Source organism: uncultured Streptococcus sp., from assembly GCF_963456385.1.
Lineage (GTDB): Bacteria > Bacillota > Bacilli > Lactobacillales > Streptococcaceae > Streptococcus.
This window is the reverse complement of sequence record NZ_CAUOLF010000001.1, coordinates 21784-45389: the sequence shown is the minus strand read 5'-3', so window position 1 is coordinate 45389 and position 23606 is coordinate 21784. Positions and strand designations below refer to the sequence as shown.

Genomic DNA, 23606 nt, shown 5'->3' with positions numbered 1-23606 from the left:
TTCATTCAACATTGGAACCTAGTTCTCGCTTTGCTCAAACTACGTCAATGCCTCTAAACTCATCTTCCTCCTTCAGAGTTGATTCGTTAAGAGGCATAGAAAAAGAGCACACAGCTTACTTCGCTTAGGGCTGCTGGATTCCTCCCCTGACCCGCTTCACGCAAAACTGTTGCTCCATTAATTAGTATAACACAAACTTTTGATTTTGGCTAATTTTATTTTTTCCTTCTCTGTCTGAAAAATTCCTGCATGATTTGAGCGCACTCTTCTTGGAGAACGCCAGTCTCCACCTCTACACGGTGGTTAAGACGCTCATCTGTCAAAATATCATAGAGGCTGCCAGCTGCTCCAAACTTTTGATTTGCTGCTCCATAGACAACGTGAGGAATGCGCGCTAGACCGATTGCTCCGCTGCACATGACACAGGGCTCAATGGTTACAAAAAGCGTTGTATCCAGCAAGCGCCAGCTATTTTCGTGCCGATTCGCCTCTTCGATAGCCATAATCTCCGCATGCATAACAGCCCTTTGCAGCTCCTCCCGTGAATTGTGACCGCGGCCGATAATCTTCCCCTCTTTAACCAAAACACAGCCGATAGGAATTTCATCATGAGCTAGGGCAATCTCCGCCTCCTTTAAAGCTTCCCGCATAAATGCTTCTTTTTCTTCAATCGTATAATCCATCATTGTCTTTCTAAATATGTAGTCGTCTATTCCATTATACCACAAGCCTGCCGTACTTCTCAGAAAAAGTAAAAGCCACCACTGGGGTGACTTTCAGGAGATTATTATGAAAAAGTTTAGGATTTTTAAACAAAGTTAGGAGGTCTTTGTTTATGCTGTTAGTATAAAATATATATCTTAAATGAGTCTTAATATGAAATTTTCCTACAAAAAAGCACAAGAAACAATTTCCTTGTGCTGACTCTTTTATAAATTAGACCAAACGCTTTCCAAGATATTGGTCTGCTCGCGGCCAGGACCGACCGAGAAGGTAGAAATACGAACACCAACCAACTCACTCACTCGGCGAACATAGTTGCGGGCATTTTCTGGCAAGTCTTCCAGACTGCGGACACCGGTGATATCCTCTGACCAGCCTGGTAGCTCTTCGTAAATCGGCTTGCAGCGCTTGAGCTGTTCCAGACTAGCTGGGTAATGATCAATTCGCTGACCATCCAAGTCATAGGCTACACAAATTTTCACTGTATCCAGACCGCTCAAAACATCGATGGAGTTAAGCGAAAGATTGGTAATCCCTGACACACGGCGGCTATGGCGCATGACAACAGAGTCAAACCAGCCTACCCGACGCGGACGGCCAGTGGTAGTGCCATATTCGTGGCCGATATCACGAATGCGGTCACCAACTTCATCGAAAAGCTCTGTTGGGAATGGTCCATCTCCGACCCGACTGGTGTAGGCCTTGCAGACACCGACTACCTTGTCAATTTTGCTCGGACCAACACCGGAACCGATGGTGACTCCCCCTGCAACTGGATTAGAAGAAGTTACAAATGGATAAGTCCCTTGGTCAATATCCAGCATAACCCCTTGAGCTCCTTCAAAGAGCACTCGCTTGCCTTGATCCAGCGCATCGTTGAGGATAACAGAGGTATCGGTCACATACTGCTTGATTTGCTGTCCATATTCATAGTATTCTTCAAAAATATCATCAAAGCTGATTGCTGTACTATCGTACAATTTCTCAAAGAGGCGGTTTTTCTCAGCTAAATTCCGCTCCAAGCGCTCTCTGAAAATATCTTTATCCAAAAGGTCAGCGATGCGGATACCGACACGGGCAGCCTTGTCCATATAGGCAGGACCGATTCCCTTGATTGTCGTCCCGATTTTATTGTCACCTTTTGCTTCTTCCTGCAGACGATCCAGCTCGATATGGTAAGGCAAGATGACATGCGCTCGATCAGAGATACGAAGGTTATCCGTCGTCACACCCTCTTCATGCAGGTAGTTCAATTCTTTGACCAGAGATTTGGGATTGACCACCATTCCATTTCCAATGACAGAGATTTTTTCTGGAAAGAAAATCCCTGACGGAATCAGGTGCAGCTTGTACTTCTTGCCGTCAATCACGATAGTGTGTCCGGCATTGTCACCACCCTGATAGCGGGCAATCACTTCGGCATTGGCTGAAAGGAAATCTGTAATCTTCCCTTTTCCTTCATCTCCCCACTGGGTTCCTACAACAACTACTGATGTCATAATTTTGTCTGAGCTGAAGCAGCTCTTCCTTTCTTGAAAAGCAGGCAGGAATCTCACCTGCGATTATGTTTTATACCTCATTATATGAAAAATTTAACAATTTTTCAAGATGGGATCCATTCTTGATTTGCTTTTTTCCTTTTGAAAACGAATTAAATTTTCACAAAATCTGTATTTTCTGAAATTTAGCAGTTTATTAAAAATAAAAGTTCGGAATTTTTTTAAAATCGTAGCGGAAATTTGTTTTCTTTTTCCGTTTGTAATAGACTAAAATTACTACCATAGGACGGTGAAACGATGACGATTAATCAATTACTGCAGAAACTGGATACATCAAGCCCTATTCTCCAAGCGACCTTTGGTCTGGAGAGGGAAAATCTGCGAGTGACAACTGATGGACACTTAGCTCAAACTGCTCATCCAAGTCAGCTTGGTTCCCGCAATTTCCACCCAACCATCCAAACAGACTTCAGCGAGCAACAACTGGAACTAATTACACCTATCGCTCACTCGACTAAGGAAGCACGACGCTTACTGGGAGCTATTAGCGATGTGGCTGGTCGCTCGATTGACCAGAATGAACGCCTCTGGCCTCTGTCCATGCCACCACAGCTGGCGGAAGAAGAGATTGCCATCGCCCATCTGGAAAACGACTATGAACGCCACTACCGAGAGGGCTTAGCGAAAAAATATGGCAAAAAACTACAGGCTATCTCTGGCATCCACTACAATATGGAACTAGGGAAAGATCTGGTCACTGCTCTCTTTCAAGCCAGCTCCCACCATTCGCTCAAGGACTTTAAAAATGACCTCTATCTCAAGCTGGCTCGAAACTTTCTGCGCTTCCGCTGGATTTTAACCTATCTCTACGGGGCAGCCCCTTTGGCAGAAGCTGGCTTCTACAGTCAGGACATTCCCCAGCCTATCCGCTCTTTTCGTAACAGCGACTATGGTTATGTCAATGACGAGAATATTCAGGTGTCCTACGCTTCTTTGGAGCAATATGTAACTGATATTGAAAACTACGTTCAGTCAGGCGAGCTCAGCGCTGAAAAGGAATTTTACTCAGCCGTTCGCTTCCGAGGACAGAAGCACAATCGTGCCTATCTGGAGCAAGGCATCACTTATCTGGAATTCCGCTGCTTTGACCTCAATCCTTTTGACCATTTAGGCATTAGCCAAGAGACCTTAGATACCGTCCATCTCTTTTTACTGAGCCTGCTATGGTTAGATGATGTAGAAAATGTAGATACGGCATTAAAAGCTGCCCACGACTTGAACCAAAAAATTGCTTGTAGCCACCCGCTGACTGCCCTGCCAGATAAGGCAGATAGCTCAGCCCTGCTCCAAGCCATGGAAGACCTCATCCAGCATTTTGGACTGCCGACATACTACCAAAGCTTGCTTGAGCAGCTTAAGGAGGCACTTCTGAATCCTCAGCTAACCCTATCTGGCCAGCTCCTGCCTCATATTCATCAGGATTCCTTAATAGCCTTTGGACTAGACAAAGCGGAGGAGTATCACCGCTACGCTTGGACTGCTCCTTATGCCCTCAAAGGCTATGAAAATATGGAACTGTCCACCCAGATGCTGCTCTTTGATGCCATTCAGAAGGGGCTGAATGTCGAAATTTTAGATGAAAATGACCAATTTCTCAAGCTTTGGTATGGTCACCATGTGGAGTATGTCAAGAATGGTAACATGACCTCCAAGGATAACTATGTCATCCCTTTGGCCATGGCCAATAAAACAGTCACCAAAAAGATTTTGGCAGCAGCTGACTTTCCCGTTCCGGATGGAGCAGAATTTTCTTCCCTAGAGGATGGACTGGCCTACTACCCTTTGATTAAGGACCGACAAATTGTCGTCAAACCCAAGTCAACCAACTTCGGACTGGGCATCTCCATCTTCCAAGAACCAGCTAGCCTGGAAGCTTACCGCAAGGCTTTGGAGATTGCTTTTTCAGGAGACGCTGCCGTCTTGGTGGAGGAATTTATCGCTGGAACGGAGTACCGTTTCTTTGTCTTAGACGGTCAGTGCCAGGCAGTCCTCTTACGGGTGGCTGCCAATGTCGTCGGAGACGGTCAGCATACTGTGAGAGAATTGGTTGCCATCAAAAATGACAATCCTTTGCGGGGCCGAGATCATCGTTCACCACTTGAAATCATTGAACTGGGCGACATTGAACTCCTTATGCTGGACCAGCAAGGCTATGGACCCGACGATATCCTGCCTGCTGGAGTCAAGGTTGACTTGCGGCGCAATTCTAACATTTCTACCGGCGGAGACTCGATCGATGTCACAGACAGCATGCACCCGTCTTATAAGGAACTTGCTGCGGACATGGCAAAGGCTATGGGAGCTTGGGCTTGTGGCGTTGACCTAATCATCCCTGACAGCTCTGCTATTTCCACAGAGGAAAATCCCAACTGTACCTGCATCGAGCTCAACTTCAATCCCTCTATGTATATGCACACCTATTGTGCTGAGGGACCGGGACAAAGCATCACCCCTAAAATACTAGCCAAACTTTTCCCAGAAATGGACTGATAAAACACGAATCGCAGGGTATTCCTTGCGATTTTTGTTTGAATATGAATACTTGAGAGAAACGAAGAAGCTTTCGTTCTAGAAACAACGCTTGCTTTATTGAGAGGAAGCAAATGCCTTCCTGAATTAAGCAAATATAAAAAATGGTCTCAATATATAAAATCATTTCAATCTTTATCCTTCAAAAACCAGCTTTTATGTTAAAATAGAGATATCACATTGAGAAGAAAGAGAAACGTCCATGTCTAGGAGAAATGATGATTCCAACCAGCAACCAGAATGGTTTAGCTGGATTTGGATACTTGTATTTGTATTTGGTTCTGGAGCTGTAGCCAGCTATCTAATTCCCATAGCTATTCTGGGGGCTATTGGATACGGACTCTATCGCCACCAAAGCCAGAAAAAAGTTCGGATTGAAGCAAAGCAAGCCAGCATTGGCCGTATTGAAGATTTAAAATCAGAGATTGGTCATGCTGACCGCCGCATTAAAGAATTGGAAGGCTACCAAGAAGATGGGGACCAAGAAAGCTATCAGAATTTAGCACTAGAAATTCTTCCCCAGCTAACCTATATCAAAAATGCTGCTAACGACCTACGGGGAGAAATTCCTACTTCGGTCTACCAGCGAATCCAGACCAAAATTCGTACTGTCACCGATGAAATCGATGAACAACTGAAAAAGATTGAACGAGAGAAAAAACGAAAAGAGGCTCAGCCTAAGAAAACTAGTCTAGAAGAGCTAGCCCCAGAATTGGTCGCTACAGTTCACAAGATTCAGATTGACCATGAAGCCATTCTTCAAAAAATCTCTCAATCCGAAAGCAACAACAAGGAAGAGCTGACTGCCATTCATCAGTCCCAGATGGAGCACTACGAAGATATTTTAGAAGGCTACCTCAAAATCAAAGCTTCTCCCAAAGATTTTTACAATGCAGAGGAGCGGCTATCCAAGGCCAAAGCAGCTATCGAGCAGTTTGACTTGGACCTAGACGAAGCGCTGCGTCAGTTAAATGAAGCTGATTTGAGGGACTTTGACATTAGCCTGCGCATCTTAGACAAAGAAAAGCAAACAGACACTGGTCTTTAAGCTATATAAACCAAAGGAGAAACTATGAGCCAAGAATTTAATTTTGACATTGATAAAATTGCTAACAATGCCATCAGTAAAAGCGACAAAACAACAGAAATCATCGAAGCCAATACGACTCAAGAAAATGGCCAGCTAACTTTTCTGGAAAAACTGACTCCTGAGCAACAGAGTGCTATTACGGCTAAAGCTCCACAGCTGGTGGATAATTTCGCATCAGACCAAAATGCCTTGCTGGACTTTGGTCAATCTGCTGTAGAAGAGGTCAACGGTACTGTCAATCGTATCTTAGCCGAGCAGAAAAAATTACAGATTCCCCAGGTAGATGAGCTCTTAAAAAACACTAACAAAGAACTCAATGGCTTTGTCACAAAATACAAGGATGCTCAAGTAGCGGAACTGGACAAAAAGCCTAATTTCCTGGAAAAACTCTTCAAACAGAGCAAAAACACCCTTCAAGAATTCTATTTCGACTCACAAAATATTGAGCAGAAAATGGACGGCATGGCTGCAACCGTCGTCAAGCAAGAAGACGTTCTGGCTCGCAATATTGTTTCTGCTGAAATGCTGATTGAGGACAATACCAAATCGATTGAAAACCTAGTCGGAGTTATTTCCTTTATCGAAGCTGCTCAGCAAGAATCTGGCAATCGAGCGCTCAAACTGCAGGCTGAAGTTGCTCAGTTAGATATGACAACCGTTGACTACCAAGTCAAATCGCAAGAATTAGCTCGTATGACAGAGGTGGTCAATACCCTAGAGCAGCAACACACTGAATATGTCAGCCGTCTCTATGTGGCTTGGGCGACAACGCCTCAAATGCGTAATCTGGTCAAGGTTTCCTCTGATATGCGCCAAAAACTTGGAATGCTCCGTCGCAATACCATTCCAACGATGAAACTGTCTATCGCCCAGTTAGGCATTCTCCAGCAATCGATGAAGTCTGGTCAGGTAGCTGACGCTATCTCTAATGCGAATAACGCTGCCCTGCAAATGCTCGCCGAAACGAGCAAGGAAGTCATTCCTCAGCTGGAACGGATTTCCCAAAGCCCTACTATCGCTGTTGAGTCTGTCACTAAGCTGGCAGAAAGCCTCGTCGCACAAAATCAAGGCATTATCGAAGCCATTGATAAAGGACGGGAAAAACGCGCTCTGCTAGAAGCTACTGTTATCCAGTCTGCAGAGACCATCAACAACTCTGTCAAACTGCGTGATCAAAAGATTATCCAAGCCCTGTTGGACCAAGGTAAGGAAGCCCAGAAAGAATTAACTACAGAATAAGTAAAAGAGCCTAGATGGCTCTTTTACTGTTTTACTTTTTAAATGATCAATACAGTCCTGTCTTCCGATTATCCCTTTAAAACAAGCAGCTTTCCAGTAGTTCTTTATTGCGCAGCTGGGCTAACCAGTTGTCAGGAATCCCTTCCAAATCATAGATGATACCAGCCAGGCCGCCAGCAACTGCTGCTACTGTATCAGTGTCATCGCCCAAATTAACAGCTTTCAAGACAGTTTCCGGATAAGAAGTGCTAATCAGCAGACACCACAGTGCTGCTTCCAAGGTATCCACCACATAGCCACTAGAGCGAATGTCGTCTTCTGCTAACTCTGCTAAAGTTTGCAAACGAGCATAGGTCGTACTAGTCTCTAAGCCTGATAGTATTTCCTCTAGTTGCTGGCCTTTTAAGAGCCTACGAGCAATATCCACATAAAGCTGGCAGGCCTCTACGGAAGTCGCATGGGCATGTGTAATACTGGAAACAGCTTCAATATCAGACGGACTAGCTGCCGTAAAGGCTAGGGGCAGAATCCGCATCAAAGAACCATTTCCATTGGAATATTCATCAGATAGACCGTATCCCCTTGTCAATGCTTCGCGAGTCGCATTTCCTACATCGAAAGTCAAACCATCTGGTGTGTATGCTCCCTCGAAGAGCCAATTTTTAAACCGCTGCTGCATATCGGCAGGGTCAATCTTACCTTTTTCCCTGATAGAATCACAGGTCGCCAAAACAAGGCTAGTATCATCTGACCAAGTTCCAGCTGGCTGCTGATGGCTGCCATAACCCACCATCTCAATCGCTTTAAAACTGCTTCGGGCTAGAAATTCGTAGGGAACTCCTAATGCATCAGCTACCGCCAGACCATAGATAGCCGCTTTCAAAGATTGGTTCATACTAGCCTCCTTTGTTTTATTATACTATTTTTGATCTTAAAATGCTTCCTAACCCCAAAAAACAAGCGCAGCCTCGCGCTTGTTTTTCTATTTTGTGTTAAAATAAAAGGTATGGACAAAATTATCAAAACTATCTCAGAAAATGGTTCTTTCCGCGCTTACGTGCTGGATAGCACAGAGACGGTTCAGACCGCTCAAGAAAAACATCAAACTCAAGCAAGCTCTACCGTTGCACTTGGCCGTACACTGATTGCCAGCCAGATTCTGGCTGCAAATGAAAAAGGCCAGACCAAGATTACCGTCAAGGTCCTCGGGACTAGCTCACTAGGTGCGATCATCACAGTGGCAGATACTGAGGGCAATGTCAAAGGCTATGTGCAAAATCCCGGTGTAGATATCAAAAAGACAGCTACCGGCGAAGTTCTGGTTGGTCCTTTTGTCGGCCAAGGAGAATTTCTCGTCATCACGGACTACGGTACGGGCAATCCTTACAACTCCATGACTCCTCTCATCTCTGGGGAAATCGGCGAAGACCTAGCCTTCTACCTGACCGAAAGCCAGCAAACACCTTCCGCAGTTGGCCTCAATGTCCTCTTGGACGAGAATGACAAAGTCAAGGTTGCTGGCGGTTTCTTGGTACAAGTTCTGCCTGGTGCCAAGGAAACTGAAATTGCCCGCTTTGAGAAGCGGATTCAAGAAATGCCTGCTATCTCAAAACTGCTGGAATCCGATGACCATATCGAAGCTCTACTGGCTGCCATCTATGGTGATGAGCCATACAAACGCCTGTCTGAAGAGGAAATCCGCTTCCAGTGCGACTGCAGCAAAGATCGCTTCATGAATGCCTTGGCTACTCTGCCAAAGGCTGACTTAGAAGAGATGCGTGACCAAGACCAAGGAGCTGAAATCGTCTGCCAATTCTGCCAGACAACCTATCACTTTGACCAAAATGACCTGGAGGAACTGATTCGTGACAAATCTTAATACCCCTTTTATGATTGGGAATGTTGAAATTCCCAACCGCACAGTTCTGGCGCCTATGGCCGGCGTAACCAACTCTGCTTTCCGAACCATTGCCAAAGAATTAGGAGCAGGCTTGGTCGTCATGGAAATGGTCTCTGACAAGGGCATCCAGTATAACAACGAAAAAACCCTCCACATGCTCCATATTGATGAGGGAGAAAATCCCGTTTCTATCCAGCTTTTCGGTAGCGACGAGGACAGTTTAGCCCGCGCAGCAGAATTTATCCAAGAAAACACCAAGACGGATATCGTCGATATCAATATGGGCTGCCCAGTCAATAAAATCGTTAAAAACGAAGCTGGAGCTAAATGGCTCAAGGACCCTGAGAAAATCTATAAAATCATCAACAAGGTCCAGTCCGTTCTGGATATTCCCCTGACAGTCAAGATGCGGACGGGTTGGTCCGACAGTTCACTGGCTGTAGAAAATGCTCTAGCAGCCGAAGCCGCTGGAGTCTCTGCCCTAGCTATGCACGGTCGCACCCGTGAGCAAATGTATACTGGTCATGCCGACCTTGAGACCTTGCACGATGTGGCCCAAGCTCTGACTAAGATTCCTTTCATCGCTAACGGAGATATCCGGAGTGTGCAAGACGCTAAACAGCGTATCGAGGAAGTCGGCGCCGATGCCGTCATGATAGGCCGAGCTGCTATGGGAAATCCTTATCTCTTTAACCAAATCAACCACTACTTTGAAACCGGCGAAATCCTTCCAGACCTCAGCTTCGAGGACAAGATGAAAATCGCCCACGACCACCTCTCCCGCTTGGTAAATCTCAAAGGAGAATATGTGGCTATCCGCGAATTCCGGGGCCTAGCTCCGCACTATCTGCGCGGTACTGCCGGAGCAGCCAAGCTCCGCGGTGCTATTTCACAAGCTGAAAGTCTGGCTGAAATCGAAGAACTCTTACAAATTCAAAAATAAAAACGAAAGGAAGTCAATTGGACTTCCTTTTTTGTTTAGGGTTGGGTCACCACAACGCTTGTTACTGAACCATCTGCTCCTGTTGTAATCTGCAGATTGGCATTGCCTTGGCCGCTTAACTGCGCATTGTATTTTCCATCATCCAGCGTATAGGAGTAGGAAGCGATAGAATAACTATCTGTCTTTCCATCTGCAGACTGGACCGTGAATTGACCATTACCTGATACGGTCACCGTATTTCCACTGGCATCCTTCCAAGTACCAGCAGCCGCTGAGAAATCCCCATCCACCATTGTCAAGACACCTTTATAGCGAGCATTGCTAGCTGCCTGTTTATTCTGAAGTTGGCGATTGCTTTCGGACGCTTGGGCTGGTTGAGCAGGTTGAGACTGAGTATTTTGTCGACCTGAAGCTTGCTGCGGCTGCGTTTGTTGGGCTTGAGGCGCTTCTACAGTAGACTGTTGCTGACTGGCAGGAGCTTGGGCTTGTCCAGGCTGGCTAACTGCTCCTTCTGAAGAAGCGCTATTGCTAACCTTAGGAGAAGCGCTGGCCTTGCTGGATGACGCAGCTTTTAAGCTAGAGGAAGTCTGAACAGTCTTGCTAGAACTAGCACTTGTTGTACTTTCTTCTTTCTTACCACATGCCCCTAAAAACAGACTAGAAGCCAAAACTGCACCTGCCATCATTTTTGTATAAGTACGTGTTTTCATCTTTTTTCTCCTTGTAATATTTAGAAATCTTTTTGTAACATTATTGTAACGCTATAGATTTACTATGTCAATCATTTATAAAAAAATTTTCAAAAATTTTTTACACAAGCGAAGTTCTGTTTCTTTTATCATGAGAAACTCGCCCCTACTTATCTATTCGTAATTAAAAATGAAAAACAGGACAAATTTGTCCTGCAGAGAAATATATGATCAGCTTTCTTTTAATCTGATTTTTCTGCCTTCAGCCGATACACTTTTCTCGGCTTCTTCTTTGGCACGCGCTTAACGCCAGCCTCCTCTAGGTATTCTCCAAATTTCACTAGAAAATTATTGCTGACAATAGGTCGTCTAGGAGTGATGAGATTGACCAACTCAGTCCCTTCATAAACAGTAAACGGTGATTCCAGCAGATGGAGAAAAGTTGGATTCCAGTCCAGTCTTCCCTGAATCCGCTTGATAGATTCCAGCAGGATTTGGTAGTGGTCAAAGGCAAAGTCCTCTGCTGTCAGGAGCCGCTCACCGTCTCTAAAACTCCTTGTCTTAAAGTCTACATCAAGAAAGGTGACTTCCTTAGCATCATCCCCAGCTTGTGCTTGATCTACTGCTATGGCCGGCAGATAGACCAGATGGGCAATGGTGATGACCCATCCGCGTGGATCACGCCCTGGAGTAGATACCGTCATCAGCTGTTCCACCTTTTCCAGCGGTATCTCCAGCCCCACCTCTTCCTTAACTTCCCGAATGCAGGCCTGATAGGCATCCTCATACTTGTCTACAAAACCTCCAACTAGGGCATATTTATTCTGATAAGGGTGGGCCTTGCGCTTGATGACCAAAAGTTTTATCTGCCTTTCCACGAAGCAGTATGCCACCATATCCGCTGTTACGCTGGGCGTCTCGTACTTGGGCAAATCCTGTGTCTTGTACCATGCCAAAAAGGCGGACTCATCCGCCATGGTTTCATAGTACTCTTTTTCCGACATTCCCGCTGGGATATCCTGTTTGGTCATGAGTTTCTTCCTTTCCTAAGCTATTTTTTCTATCAAAAAATCTCAAATTTTAATCTAAGCTTTCTTCACCGCCTTGGTCCACTGATACCATCCAACGATACTATTGAGGGTATAGACCCAGTACATGGCCTGGATATGAAGGTTGCTACCCCACCAGAGATAAATACTGAAGAGATTGGTCGCAATCCAGAAGATCCACTGTTCGCGGTAGAGACCAGTCATGAGAAGCTGACCGATACCATTGGTCGCATCTGTCACGCTATCACGGAAAGGCCGGTGACTGTGAATGCTCTTATAAGCAAAGCCCATACCAATCCAAATCAAGGCAGTCAAGGCCAAATATTTAAGCCAGCCACGCCAGTCTAACTTCTTAGCTTCAAAATGAGATGGCTCTTCCTTATCTTGTTCATTGACCCGGTTGGACAGCCAAGTATAAAGGCCGATTGGCTGCATGATAAAGAAGTAGACCGTAGTCAACACTTCTCCGTAAAAGCTAGCCTGAAAGGACAATAGGAGGTAAATTGCCGAATTAACCGCTCCAAAGAGGTAATTGCTGGCCCGCCCCTCGGCTACTAAGATCACGCAGACGATGCCTGTCCAGGAAGCAAAGAGTCCCAGCCAGTCATGCTGCTTCTGACCACTGGTAAACTCCAGAATGAAAGGCAGACTGGAAAGAGCAAGCAAGTAGAGCCATTGAGCCAAGCTGCGCCTGCCAAATAAATCCTGCCAGAACAATTTCGCTATGCCGCTAAAACCTTGTTTTTTAGCTGCCGAACAGACATTGCGGAAATTCTGAACAAAGGTTTGAGATTTTTGTTTCAGTCCTGCGTAGATAGGTGCAGGAGAGAGTTTTTGATTTTTTACTACCATTCTATTTTACCACTTTCTTTTTTAATCCGCTTGATAAATCATATCGATCGCTTCTTTGGCCGCCTGATAATTATCCAAATAACTACCAGCTAGATAGACCGTCGGAATATGAGCCAAACACTGCTCTTTCAGCCTTTTTAGATGGCTTGAAAAATCACTGCGGATAGCCTCGTCCGCCATGCTCATATCACGAAAACCATCGTTAACATAGGTGCCGACCGGCTCAGCAAAGAGAATCAAATCCCATTTTTCCTTGGACAAAATACTGGCAAAGAGATTGTCAAAGGTATCTGTTTCTTCGTCCTGAACTGGACTTTCTTTCAGATAGTAATCATAGTAAGCCTTGGTTACCAGAGAATTTGTATCAGCCACGACCAGACCACGGTTGGCGCTGCTGTCAATTAATCTGGAAGTCTGAGCATATTGTCCTAAGAGCAGATAATAGTAGTCTTTAGGAGTCAGCTCATCGTCTCGCACGTTATTTTGAATCTGGTATTCTCGAGCATATTCCAGACTAACCGGAGCATCATAAAAGCGAGCCAAATCCTTGGCCAAGGTCGTTTTACCATTGCTGGCGCTACCCATAATCAGCACTTTCTTAGTAAAGTGACGGCGGAAAGGTTGGGCGATATATTTCCAATAACGACTAGGATTTTCCCGAATCATCGTAGCTGAAATCCCAAACTGTCGCTCCTGCAAGGAAGTTTTGAAGTCGCGCTTTTCTAACTCTTCCTGATAGTCAGCCTCACCAACAAAGAAAATCAGTTCCTCCCGTTCTGCATCATAGCTCACCAACTCTAATAGAGCTGACAGCCACTTGTCCCAACCTAGAGGATATCGGGGAAAGGAAGTTTCATCTAGCTTATAAACCTGTGTTAACTCATCATCTGCGAAAGTCTCCCGCGTATAGCGGAATCGCTTCTGCAGAGACAGACCCACTTCCTGCCCACGGTCTCCCTGATAGCCTGAAACCACCACGCGCACCTTATCGTAAGAACGCTTAGCCTTCTGTATCAAGTCGATATGCCCCTGATGCAAGGGAGCAAATGTTCCAAAGACGATTGCAATTTTTTCTTTCATACGTTTAACCTTTTTATTGTTTTTTATATTTTATTATTTCTATGATTTTATTATAAACTATATTTTTATTTTGTCAATAGTTTTTTATAAAATTTTATAAAAATATTTTCAAGACACTTTAAAACTGTATTAAGCGCAAAAAAAGAACCTAATGTCTTAAGCATCAGATTCTTTCTATAAAAGATTTATTGCTGATAGACTTCTTGGTAGAATTCCAGCTTGTCTCCATCCTTGACAGTGATTTGATTGGCTGCCTTAGGAGCCATTTCTCCGTTGACCTTAAACATCCAGTAGAGGCCCTTTGCTTCATCCTGAGCATGACCGTCAATAGAAGTGATAAAACCATCTTTTTCTTCGACCTTATAGGCCTTCTTCAAAGCATCCATCGCTGTCTTTCCTTCTTCAACAGCAACCGTTTTCTCGCTCTTCTCCTGACCTTCTGGCGCAACACTGATGCTGATTTTCAGTTCCTTTTTGACAGAAGAATCAGCGGAGCTAGAGCTCTTGTCAGTATTGGTCTGGCTGCTGCCGCAACCAACAAGGAGAAGGGCAAAAGCAAGTGTGAGCAAACTAAAGATTTTTTTCATTATAGAGCCTCCTTAAAATAGGGTACAAGAGTGGGTAAAAAAACAAGGTCGACAGTCCGTGCGCTATATTGAAGGTCAAAGCATTGATAATCGCATAAGACCACCAGTGATAGTTGTACAGCAAGGCTGTCAGTGTATCGATGGCAATGCCATAGCCAAAGGATAGGAGAGCTGCTACTATTCCCTGTCCCACTAGATTTAACCGAGGATAGAGCAGCCACCAAAGGCAAAGAATCAGTCCAAAGGACAGCAACTGAAAGAGGACGATCGGACTCATTCCCAAAAGAAAGGCTGATGTAAACATCGTCACAGCCATCACTAGAAATGAAGTCTGCAAATCCTCAAAGATAACTATCAGGAAAAAGATAGCTGAGATAGGCTGCACATTGGGCAGAAAGGAAAATGCATAGCGAAAGGCCACACATAGAGCCGATAGGATGGCAATTTTAGCCATTTTACGAGCGGACAAAGGTACCTTCCTTTCTAATTGAGTGAATCAATAGAAGTTGGACTAGGTATGCAGCTCAACAGCATCCCAGTCCTGGGCCGTATTCAGCCCCAGCAGCCAGTCAAGACCAGACCGCCTCTCCAGAACAACACTTTCATCAAGGCCAGCCGGTGCTGGCTGGTCATGAATCCGAGCCTCAACACAGGCCCAGTGATAACGATAAATCAAGTCATCCTCATCCAGTAACTCTTCTAAGCTGCGCGGTTGGCATTTTCCCAGAAATTCCTGAAAGTCAACCGCACTAGCGACTGCGTCAATAGCAGCATCACAATCACAAATTTTATCTGGAAACGGTAAAGTATCGACTAGACCTAAGTACCAAATCAGCGACCAATAGGCCTCGTATTTCCAAACCATATTGATGATAGCTGCCGAGTCGGCACGATCTTCCAAGACCGCCCTTTCTTTGGGCGTCAACTCTTCCTGCACCCCGTATTGCTGCAGTTTATCCTGCAGCCACTGGCGGCTCTCCTCATTATAATTATTATTTTCGATATCCAAGGCCGCCTGAATAATCAAGAAGCTGCTAATAGCTCGACGCGCAATTTCTTCTAGCGAGCGCGGCCTTACTTGCTCAGCACTTTCGATGACCGGCAAATGCTCAATGTAAGGAATACCTCCCTTTTTCAAGCGCTGGATACTAGCCGCCTTGCGCTCTTCTGGTGTTTTCACGCTGGCTTTCTTGCCAGCAAACAAATCTTTAAAAAACGACATATCAGCCTCCAATCCTTCAATTTCCCAATTTCATTGAATGATGAAATAACTGTTCAGTATAATTGCTATCAGGGATTAACCGCGAGCACACAACTTTCCGTTGAAAGACTTCGATTTCTAAGCCACTTCGAACTTGAGCTGGCCAGCCTTGACCCCGATCTTAAGTGTTTGGCCAGTAGCTAAATCACCTGTCAAGAGGAGTTCAGACAGCTTGTCCTCTACCTGGGTCTGTAGAGTTCGGCGCAATGGCCGTGCACCCATTTCCACATCGTAGCCTTCCTGAGCCAGCAGCTTAAGAGCACTAGCCTGAAACTTCAGCTCAATTCCCTTCTCAGCAAGACTGGCAATGAGCGGTTTGACCATAACCTTGACCACCTCCTGCATATCTTCTGCAGATAAGCTGTGGAAGACTACCTTCTCATCGATACGGTTGATAAACTCTGGTCTATATGCTTTCTTGAGTTCTTCCAGCATCCGTTTTTCCATATTGGCATGGTCCAAGCGAATATCCCGCGCCCCAAAGCCCACCGTCTTATCATCCCGCAAACTGGTCGCCCCCAGATTGCTGGTCATGATAATAATCGTGTTGGAGAAGTCCACCTTGCGGCCCTTGCTGTCCGTCAGCTGACCATCATCCAAGACCTGCAGGAGAACATTGAAAATATCTGGATGCGCCTTTTCTACCTCGTCAAAGAGCAGGACAGAATAAGGTCGGTTGCGCACCTTTTCCGTCAGCTCTCCTCCCTCTTCGTAACCTACATAGCCTGGAGGCGCTCCGTTGAGGCGGCTAGCCGCGAATTTCTCCATGTACTCACTCATATCAAAGCGTATGAGTGCAGATTCGTCATCAAAGAGACTTTCGGCCAAGGCCTTGGCTAGCTCTGTCTTCCCGACTCCTGTCGGACCGAGGAACATAAAGGAGCCAATCGGCCGCTTGCTGCTGCGGATACCAGACTGGTTGCGTCGGATAGCTCGGCTGATAGCTGAAATCGCCTCGTCCTGTCCAATCACGCGTTTATGCAGTTCTGTTTCCAAGTTGAGGTATTTCTTCGCATCTGTCTGAGTCAGCTTCTGCACTGGAATACCAGACAAAGCACTAAGAGTAGCCAAAACATCGTCTTCTTCCACTTTCAGTTGATAGAGCTTGGGTTGCTGCTCTTGCTCAAGCAGTTGTGAAACCTTTTTAAAGTCCGCTGCCATCAAGGCTTGATCCACTGGCGTCAAATCCGACTGCTCGTAATTCTGCGGTCCTCTGTTCTGGACTGTCGCACTAGCCTCGTCCAAAAGATCAATGGCAGAGTCCGGCAGATGCTTGCTAGTCAGATAGCGATGGGCGTATTTCACCGCCGTCTCAATAGCCTGATCGCTAATCTGTACCTTGTGATGGTCCTCATAGCTCTTTCTCAAGCCTTGCAAAATAGCAATGCTGTCAGCCACATTTGGCTCTTCTATGCTGACCTTGGCAAAACGCCGAGAAAGAGCCGCATCTTTTTCAATATGTTTCTGGTACTCTTCCTGCGTCGTAGCGCCAACTGTCCGCAGAGTTCCGCGAGCCAGAGCCGGTTTCAGGATATTGGCCGCATCCAAGGTCGAGTCAATACCGCTGCCAGACCCCATGATAGTATGCAGCTCATCGATGAAGAGAATGACATGACCATCTTCTTCAATGTCATTGATGATGTTGTTCATCCGCTCCTCGAAATCTCCACGAAAGCGAGTGCCAGCGACTACATTCATCAAGTCCAGCTCCAAAACCCGCATCTTGGCAAGTTCAGCCGGAACCTGACCAGCCGCTACAAGCTGAGCCAGACCTAAAGCCAGAGCTGTCTTACCAACCCCAGCATCTCCAACCAGAACTGGATTGTTTTTGGTCTTGCGACTGAGAATCTGAACTATCCGTGAAATTTCTTGATCGCGGCCAATGACTGGCTCCAATCGGCCATCTCTAGCCAGCTCCGTCAGATCACGAGTGTAATCTTCCAGCCCCCCGCTAGTAGAAGCCGGCATACCCATCATATTGGCCATGGTCTGCTTAGCAGCCATTACTCCCTTATTCAGACTGCGGATAGCCTTGATATCTTCCTTGCCCCAGCCAGCTCGCTGCTCCAAGACCTTACGCAAATCACTGATTTTCGGCCCCTGCTCCTTGTCCTCGTAGCTAAAGCCGGTAAATTCCAGAATACGAGAGGCCAAGGTCCCCCGGTCAAATAACATGGCCAGCAACACATGCTCAGTACCTACATGCTTAGCGCGAACAGCTTCTGCAATCTGGCCCGCTTCCTCAAACAGCTCCTCTAAGCGATAAGAAAAAGGCAGCAGCTCGAAGTGGCCGTCTTTCTGATAAGCCTGACCAGTAATCTGAAAAGCCGCTTCTTCAAATCCATCAACTTCCACGGGAAACTCATTGAGGACTGAGCCAGCGACGCTGTAGGGATTATTAGCCAGAGCAATCAGCAGATGCCATGATTCCAGATAATCTGTCGTAAAATGGCCGGCCAAGAGCTGGGCTGCTTCCAAGCTTTCTATTAAGGCTTTTGAGTATTTCATTTATGATTCCATTCCTTTTCTGTCTAGTTGTTGTAAAATCTTTTTTAATATCCGGGCACGAATCACCGCAGCTCCATCGCCCAAAATCGAGTCCGATGCTGTTGACAAGATTAGATTGCCCTCACGTTCAGTCATAATCTTCTCGTCAAAAAGAAGCTGAATAACATCTGTGAAAACCTGCTGGCTGACTCGCTCTCCCACACTGTCGTACAGGCCGCAAAGCATCTGATGCCGGTCGGAAAATTCTATCTTTCCAATCCGAATATAGCCGCCGCCACCACGTTTACTCTCGACGATATAGCCCCGACTTTCCGTAAAACGCGTCTTAATCACATAGTTAATCTGACTGGGAACCACCTGAAAAACATCAGCCAGTTCACTGCGTTTCAATTCAACCATCCCAGCCTGAGCCAGAATCGACTTGATATATGCTTCAATACTGTCCGATGTGTTTTTTGCACCCATGACTTCCCTTTCCAGTTGAGAATTTCAGAATAAATTTCTTTTTCCTTGCTTCTCTAACATTGACTATCTTTGACTAATATTATACCGGAAAAGTCTCTATTTTGAAAGAAAAAGGGATGACTGAAAGGTCTGACAATTCAAACTAGTGAAAAAGCTTTGCCAGACTTGTGTAACCGCTTGCTTTTTGCTTTTAAAGCGTTATAATATAGGTGGAAATCCACAAGGAAAAGACAGACAGAAACTCCTGCCTGCCAACTATCATCTAAACAAGGAGGATAATCCAATGAAAATGGATTGGCTCAGCTATTCTCGTCATGTACTCAAATGGCTCTTTGCAGCTCTGAGTATTTTCACCATCTTTTCTGCTGATTACGTTGATATTCCTATCGGAGCTCTCATCGCCTGTCTTTATGCTCCCTTGCTCTTCGAACAGGAGCTGGTCAGCAACCGAGTCAAATGGTATAGCTTTCTGATTATGATGGTGGTTACTCTGCCCCTTTTGTTTATTACCAAAGTCTACCAGTTTAGCCTGACTTACCCCCAAACGACAGTGCTTCTCTTCATATTGGTAGTCTTGATTTTTACCAATGGTTTGATTGCTCATAAGGAAGAAAGAGAAAAAGCAGCTAAGTGATGCTGCTCACCATTCTAAACTTGATGTTTAAAAACCTATAAAAAAGGTCTGAGAAAGAATCTCAGACCTTTTTATCATTCTATTTCTAAGCTAAAAACAATTAGTTTTGACCAAGAGCAGCAGCCATTGTTGCAGCTACTTCGTTTTCAAAGTCGTTGGCAGCTTTTTCGATACCTTCACCAACTTCAAAGCGAGCGAACTCAACTACTGAAGCATTTACTGATTCAAGGTAAGCTTCAACTGTCTTGCTGTCATCCATGATGTAGACTTGTGCAAGAAGTGTGTATGCTTGGTCAACTTTAGTATTGTCAAGCATGAAGCGATCCATTTTACCTGGGATGATCTTGTCCCAGATCTTTTCTGGTTTGCCTTCAGCAGCCAACTCAGCCTTGATGTCTTCTTCAGCTTGTGCAACAACTGCATCAGTCAATTGAGCTTTAGAACCGTATTTCAAGTGTGGAAGTGCTGGTTTACCAACCATTGCACGGCTTTCATTGTCTTGATCGATGACGTGGTTCAATTGTGCCAATTCATCTTTGACAAATTGCTCATCCAATTCTTTGTATGAAAGAACAGTTGGCTTCATCGCAGCGATGTGCATAGAGATTTGCTTAGCAAGAGCATCGTCTCCACCGTCAACAACTGAGATAACTCCGATACGGCCACCGTTGTGTTGGTAAGCACCAAAGTGTTGAGCATCTGTCTTTTCAATCAAAGCAAAGCGACGGAAAGAGATTTTTTCTCCGATAGTTGCAGTTGCAGATACGTATGCAGCTTCAAGAGTTTCACCTGAAGGCATTGTCAAAGCAAGTGCTTCTTCGTTGTTAGCTGGTTTGCCTTCAGCGATTACTTTCGCAGTAGCGTTTACCAAGTCAACAAATTGAGCATTTTTCGCAACGAAGTCAGTTTCAGCATTCACTTCAACAACAGCGGCAACATTACCGTTTACGTAAACACCTGTCAGACCTTCAGCGGCAACACGGTCAGCTTTCTTAGCTGCTTTTGCCATACCTTTTTCGCGAAGCAATTCAATCGCTTTTTCGATGTCACCATCTGTTTCAACAAGTGCTTTCTTAGCGTCCATGACACCAGCACCAGATTTTTCACGCAATTCTTTGACAAGCTTAGCTGTAATTTCTGCCATTTTTCTTCTCCTATTTTTTAATGTAAATAAAGGAGCTGGGCTGAGCCCCGCCCCTTTAGGTTAGTTTACTGATTATTCGTTTGAACCTTCAACAACTTCAACAATTTCTTCGATAGAATCTGCTTGAGTTTCAGTTGCAGCCAATTCTGCTTCTACTGATTCAACGCTATCTTCACCTTGACGGCCTTCGATAACAGCATCAGCCATTTTCGCAGTGATTAATTTAACCGCACGGATTGCATCGTCGTTAGCTGGGATGATAACATCGATATCATCAGGATCAGTGTTAGTATCAACCATGGCAACCACTGGGATACCTAATTTCTTAGCTTCCTTAACAGCGATTTGCTCTTTATGAGGGTCAACTACGTACATCACATCTGGGATGCGAGGCATATCTTCGATACCGCCCAAGAATTTTTCAAGACGAGCACGTTGTTTGTTGAGAAGAGCGACTTCTTTCTTAGGAAGAACTTCGAAAGTTCCGTCTTCTTCCATGCGTTTGATTTCTTTCAAACGAGCTACACGTTTTTGGATAGTAGACCAGTTTGTAAGAGTTCCACCCAACCAACGGTGGTTGATGAAGTATTGACCTGAACGTTCTGCTTCTTCTTTTACAGCGTCAGCAGCTTGCTTCTTAGTACCAACGAAGAGGATAACTGCATCGTTAGCAGCAGCATCACGCATAAAGTCGTAAGCTTGGTCAGCATACTTTACAGTTTGTTGCAAGTCGATTACGTGGATACCGTTACGCTCAGTGAAGATGTACTTAGCCATCTTAGGGTTCCAGCGACGAGTTTGGTGACCAAAGTGAACACCAGCCTCAAGAAGTTGTTTCATTGAAATTACTGCCATGAGTAAATTCTCCTTTTTGTTTTTTTCCTCTTTTAGATTTCAGCTCGCAGGACCACCCGAGGGCAACAGTTCCACAATTCATCTAAAATGAGTATTTCGCCATTTACACGGCACCCCCTATTATAACAAAAGCGCAGCTCTTTGACAAGGCATTTACTGGATTTTCTGCCACTAAGTACGAATTCAACTTCTCAGCTGAACATTTGTTCCCGAAGCGTTCAGAATGGCAGCGTCTAACATTTTCTGCTTTGACTATGAAAGACTCTTGACGAAAGCAAGTATTTACGATAGAATAATAAGAGTTGCGGCGGTATAGCCAAGTGGTAAGGCACGGCTCTGCAAAAGCTTGATCGTCGGTTCAAATCCGTCTACCGCCTTCGTAAATATATTTCTAGAAGCCCCTCAAAGGGCTTTTTTATTGCATTTCCTATTGTTTCTAGCAAACTTTGCTGATATAATATTATAAAAATATCATTCATCATCAGCGAAAGGAAAAAAGATTGATTATGAAAAAAGTTGGCTTCTATGCCCTCAGCCTTCTCTCTCTGCTAGCTCTCTCAGCCTGCATGCCTGCCAAGCAGACGCAGCAAAGAAAAAAGACACCTAGCTCCCTCAAAGCCTCAAAAAGTTCATCCTCAACAAAGGAATCTAGCAAAAAAAGCTCCTCTTCCAGTGAGGAAGATGAAGACTACTCTACTTCTTCTAGCTCTAATACTCGCAAGGACCCTAATGCTCAAATCAGCCTAATTGACCAAGGAGAAGCTCTGGAAGCCCTTGGCGATATCCCCGAAATTCCAAAGTGGGCTGAATTTAAAACCATAAAAGTTGAGTCACTTATCGGATCTGCTGGTCCTACTCCTAGTACCAAAGATGAGGTTGTCAGCAAAATGGGACCCGCTGACTCAGATATGGGAAGTGGTGGCTTTTGGAGAGGAACTGATTACAGCATCTTGATAAGTTTTAGTGATCAGGGAGCAGTAACTACCAAGACAGCCAGCCTACCCAATCCTAAGAAAATCAGCAATCTCAAGGATGTAGAACCTGGGATGTCTGCACAGGAGGTCGTTGCTAAACATGGACGGCCAGAAACAATCGCAGTCTTTGGCCACTCAACCGTTTTTGGATGGGAAGGTCAGGATGGCAAAGATTACAGCGTCATGTTCGATCAAGATAAAGTCTATCAGATTGTTGAACCATAAACAGTAAGCCTCCATTACTTCTACAAAGCAAAAAATCCAAGACGAAACTAGGTCTTGGATTTTCTTTTGGACAAGAGTAGTGAAGAATCCCCCACTACTTTCGTCAATTAAAGCTCTGCAATTTGGCTAAGATTAACTTCGGCCACGGTGTCATTACCAAACATGGAAATAATCATCTTGACCTTGTTATTATCAATCTCCGTAATCTTACCTGTATAGTCAGTGAAGGCACCATCGATGATACGAACAGTATCCCCAACCTTAACGTCCAAGTCAAACTCCTGCACTGTTTGACCCATAGAAATGAGAATATTGCGAATTTCTTCTTCCAAGAGTGGCGTTGGTTTAGAGCGGTTCCCGTGTGAGCCGACAAATCCTGTTACATTCGGAGTATTCCGCACGACAAACCAAGCTTCGTCTGTCATTACCATTTCCACCAAGACATAACCAGGGAAGCGATTTTCTTCGATTTCCTTGGTCTTGCCATTTTTCTCGACTTGCACGGTCTGAGTAGGGATTTCCACGCGCAAGATATTTTCAAGCATATTATAAGTCTGAGCGCGCTGCAAAAGATTTTCTTTTACCTTGTTTTCATAGCCTGAATAGGTCTGCAATACAAACCAGCCTTTGTCAAAACTGTCCATGAGTTCATCCTTTCCTAAATAAAAAAGCCTGCGGGCTTCTGCTTCTTTCTAGCCCTATTATACCATAAATTCCTCAAATGCAAAGGAATTTATTAACTATTTCCCATACAAATCAAAACCTTGTAATCTGATTACATTTTTTGAAAAATAAAAGAACGAGTAACTAGTGATATACGCCAAAAGTCCCACCTACTCACAATAGATGGGACTTTGAATGATATGCCTGTTATAGACTTTTTTCTACTTAAGTTAGTTATTAAGAGAAAATATTCAGAATCTGGAAAAGACCGCTTGCCACTACTTTGTCAAAGATGTAGATAATCACTACAAAGAATGCAGTGTATTCCATGACAGAAATAAAATCTGTCCATCTTTCTTTTCGTGTAGGCCAAGTTGTATCTTTCAATAATTTAAAAACATCTTTAAAAAATTTCACAACAATCTCCTATCTAGTTTCTTTATGCAGGGTGTATTTACTGCAATGCTTACAAAATTTATTAACTTCTAAACGCGTTGGTTTTGGAGTGCTACTGAGCTTAACCGAGTAGTTCCTAGAACCACAGACTGTACACGCTAGACTCGCTTTTTTTAATGCCATAACGCCTCCATCTTTCTTATTATAGCAGGATTCTATGCTTTTGACAAGTCGTTCAGCT

General features: G+C 44.8%; 24 protein-coding genes, 1 tRNA gene and 1 other RNA gene. 8 read left to right on the top strand and 18 right to left on the bottom strand.

All coding sequences use genetic code 11. From position 1 onward, the window contains the following. Positions 1-95: 95 nt before the first annotated feature. From ffs to RP262_RS00225, 3 genes are all read right to left on the bottom strand, one after another. Positions 96-181, bottom strand: an RNA gene (ffs, locus tag RP262_RS00235) — signal recognition particle sRNA small type. Positions 182-215: 34 nt separating this feature from the next. Next, positions 216-686, bottom strand: coding sequence for a tRNA adenosine(34) deaminase TadA (gene tadA / locus RP262_RS00230; RefSeq protein ID WP_311153911.1), 471 nt, complete (start codon positions 684-686; stop codon positions 216-218). Positions 687-929: 243 nt separating this feature from the next. Continuing rightward, positions 930-2222: an adenylosuccinate synthase gene (locus RP262_RS00225; RefSeq protein ID WP_002899212.1), complete on the bottom strand. Its 1293-nt coding sequence runs from the start codon at positions 2220-2222 to the stop codon at positions 930-932. A gap of 297 nt (positions 2223-2519) precedes the next feature. Between RP262_RS00225 and gshAB the strand changes: the two genes are divergently transcribed. From gshAB to RP262_RS00210, 3 genes are all read left to right on the top strand, one after another. Next, a complete protein-coding gene (gene gshAB, locus RP262_RS00220) occupies positions 2520-4772 on the top strand; it encodes a bifunctional glutamate--cysteine ligase GshA/glutathione synthetase GshB (protein ID WP_311153910.1) in 2253 nt (750 codons plus the stop codon). Positions 4773-5013: 241 nt separating this feature from the next. Then, positions 5014-5859, top strand: coding sequence for a hypothetical protein (locus RP262_RS00215; protein ID WP_311153909.1), 846 nt, complete (start codon positions 5014-5016; stop codon positions 5857-5859). A gap of 24 nt (positions 5860-5883) precedes the next feature. Continuing rightward, positions 5884-7140, top strand: coding sequence for a toxic anion resistance protein (locus RP262_RS00210; RefSeq protein WP_311153908.1), 1257 nt, complete (start codon positions 5884-5886; stop codon positions 7138-7140). A gap of 76 nt (positions 7141-7216) precedes the next feature. Here the strand turns inward: RP262_RS00210 and RP262_RS00205 are convergent, their stop codons facing one another. Next, complete coding sequence (locus RP262_RS00205) at positions 7217-8035, bottom strand: ADP-ribosylglycohydrolase family protein (protein ID WP_311153907.1); 819 nt, start codon at positions 8033-8035, stop codon at positions 7217-7219. A 111-nt stretch (positions 8036-8146) separates the two neighbouring features. Here RP262_RS00205 and hslO point away from each other — a divergent pair, with 111 nt between their 5' ends. Continuing rightward, complete coding sequence (gene hslO / locus RP262_RS00200) at positions 8147-9019, top strand: Hsp33 family molecular chaperone HslO (protein WP_311153906.1); 873 nt, start codon at positions 8147-8149, stop codon at positions 9017-9019. Next, positions 9006-9983 (top strand): tRNA dihydrouridine synthase DusB, encoded by a 978-nt coding sequence (dusB, locus tag RP262_RS00195; RefSeq protein ID WP_311153905.1) that lies wholly within the window; start codon positions 9006-9008, stop codon positions 9981-9983. The genes hslO and dusB overlap by 14 nt, the downstream gene beginning before the upstream one ends. 35 nt (positions 9984-10018) lie before the next feature. Here dusB and RP262_RS00190 read toward each other — a convergent pair whose 3' ends face one another. From RP262_RS00190 to RP262_RS00150, 9 genes are all read right to left on the bottom strand, one after another. Beyond that, positions 10019-10693 carry a DUF6287 domain-containing protein gene (locus tag RP262_RS00190; RefSeq protein WP_311153904.1) on the bottom strand — a complete coding sequence of 225 codons (675 nt, stop codon included), beginning with the start codon at positions 10691-10693 and terminating at the stop codon, positions 10019-10021. Between the two features lie 221 nt (positions 10694-10914). Next, positions 10915-11703, bottom strand: a complete 789-nt coding sequence (locus tag RP262_RS00185) for an NUDIX hydrolase (RefSeq protein ID WP_311153903.1) — start codon at positions 11701-11703, stop codon at positions 10915-10917. Between the two features lie 54 nt (positions 11704-11757). Then, the gene (pnuC, locus tag RP262_RS00180; RefSeq protein ID WP_311153902.1) at positions 11758-12573 is read right to left on the bottom strand and encodes a nicotinamide riboside transporter PnuC; all 816 of its coding nucleotides are present in this window, start codon (positions 12571-12573) and stop codon (positions 11758-11760) included. 21 nt (positions 12574-12594) lie between these two features. Continuing rightward, on the bottom strand, positions 12595-13653 hold the full coding sequence (locus tag RP262_RS00175; protein WP_125377902.1) for an AAA family ATPase: 1059 nt from the start codon (positions 13651-13653) through the stop codon (positions 12595-12597). 185 nt (positions 13654-13838) lie between these two features. After that, entirely contained in the window at positions 13839-14240 is a 402-nt protein-coding gene (locus RP262_RS00170) for a DUF4430 domain-containing protein (RefSeq protein WP_175859366.1), read from the bottom strand. After that, entirely contained in the window at positions 14224-14709 is a 486-nt protein-coding gene (locus RP262_RS00165) for an ECF transporter S component (protein ID WP_311153901.1), read from the bottom strand. Before RP262_RS00165 ends, RP262_RS00170 begins: the two co-directional genes overlap by 17 nt. A gap of 42 nt (positions 14710-14751) precedes the next feature. Continuing rightward, positions 14752-15462 carry a DUF4272 domain-containing protein gene (locus RP262_RS00160; protein ID WP_311153900.1) on the bottom strand — a complete coding sequence of 237 codons (711 nt, stop codon included), beginning with the start codon at positions 15460-15462 and terminating at the stop codon, positions 14752-14754. 117 nt (positions 15463-15579) lie between these two features. After that, entirely contained in the window at positions 15580-18009 is a 2430-nt protein-coding gene (locus RP262_RS00155) for an ATP-dependent Clp protease ATP-binding subunit (protein ID WP_311153899.1), read from the bottom strand. Next, the gene (locus RP262_RS00150; RefSeq protein WP_002899234.1) at positions 18010-18474 is read right to left on the bottom strand and encodes a CtsR family transcriptional regulator; all 465 of its coding nucleotides are present in this window, start codon (positions 18472-18474) and stop codon (positions 18010-18012) included. A 145-nt stretch (positions 18475-18619) separates the two neighbouring features. Between RP262_RS00150 and RP262_RS00145 the strand changes: the two genes are divergently transcribed. Further along, positions 18620-19108, top strand: a complete 489-nt coding sequence (locus tag RP262_RS00145) for a hypothetical protein (protein ID WP_311153898.1) — start codon at positions 18620-18622, stop codon at positions 19106-19108. 100 nt (positions 19109-19208) lie between these two features. Here the strand turns inward: RP262_RS00145 and tsf are convergent, their stop codons facing one another. Together tsf and rpsB are read right to left on the bottom strand one after the other, a co-directional pair. Further along, complete coding sequence (tsf, locus tag RP262_RS00140) at positions 19209-20252, bottom strand: translation elongation factor Ts (protein WP_009660251.1); 1044 nt, start codon at positions 20250-20252, stop codon at positions 19209-19211. Positions 20253-20324: 72 nt separating this feature from the next. Beyond that, entirely contained in the window at positions 20325-21107 is a 783-nt protein-coding gene (gene rpsB, locus RP262_RS00135) for a 30S ribosomal protein S2 (protein ID WP_002894015.1), read from the bottom strand. Positions 21108-21413: 306 nt separating this feature from the next. Between rpsB and RP262_RS00130 the strand changes: the two genes are divergently transcribed. Continuing rightward, positions 21414-21484 (top strand) — tRNA-Cys (locus RP262_RS00130). 129 nt (positions 21485-21613) lie between these two features. Continuing rightward, a complete protein-coding gene (locus RP262_RS00125; protein WP_311153897.1) occupies positions 21614-22306 on the top strand; it encodes a hypothetical protein in 693 nt (230 codons plus the stop codon). Between the two features lie 107 nt (positions 22307-22413). Here the strand turns inward: RP262_RS00125 and nusG are convergent, their stop codons facing one another. From nusG to rpmG, 3 genes are all read right to left on the bottom strand, one after another. Further along, positions 22414-22950, bottom strand: coding sequence for a transcription termination/antitermination protein NusG (gene nusG / locus RP262_RS00120; RefSeq protein ID WP_002894018.1), 537 nt, complete (start codon positions 22948-22950; stop codon positions 22414-22416). A gap of 256 nt (positions 22951-23206) precedes the next feature. Continuing rightward, positions 23207-23386, bottom strand: coding sequence for a preprotein translocase subunit SecE (gene secE, locus RP262_RS00115; protein ID WP_002894022.1), 180 nt, complete (start codon positions 23384-23386; stop codon positions 23207-23209). Positions 23387-23395: 9 nt separating this feature from the next. Then, positions 23396-23548: a 50S ribosomal protein L33 gene (gene rpmG / locus RP262_RS00110; RefSeq protein WP_002894024.1), complete on the bottom strand. Its 153-nt coding sequence runs from the start codon at positions 23546-23548 to the stop codon at positions 23396-23398. Positions 23549-23606: the final 58 nt, after the last annotated feature.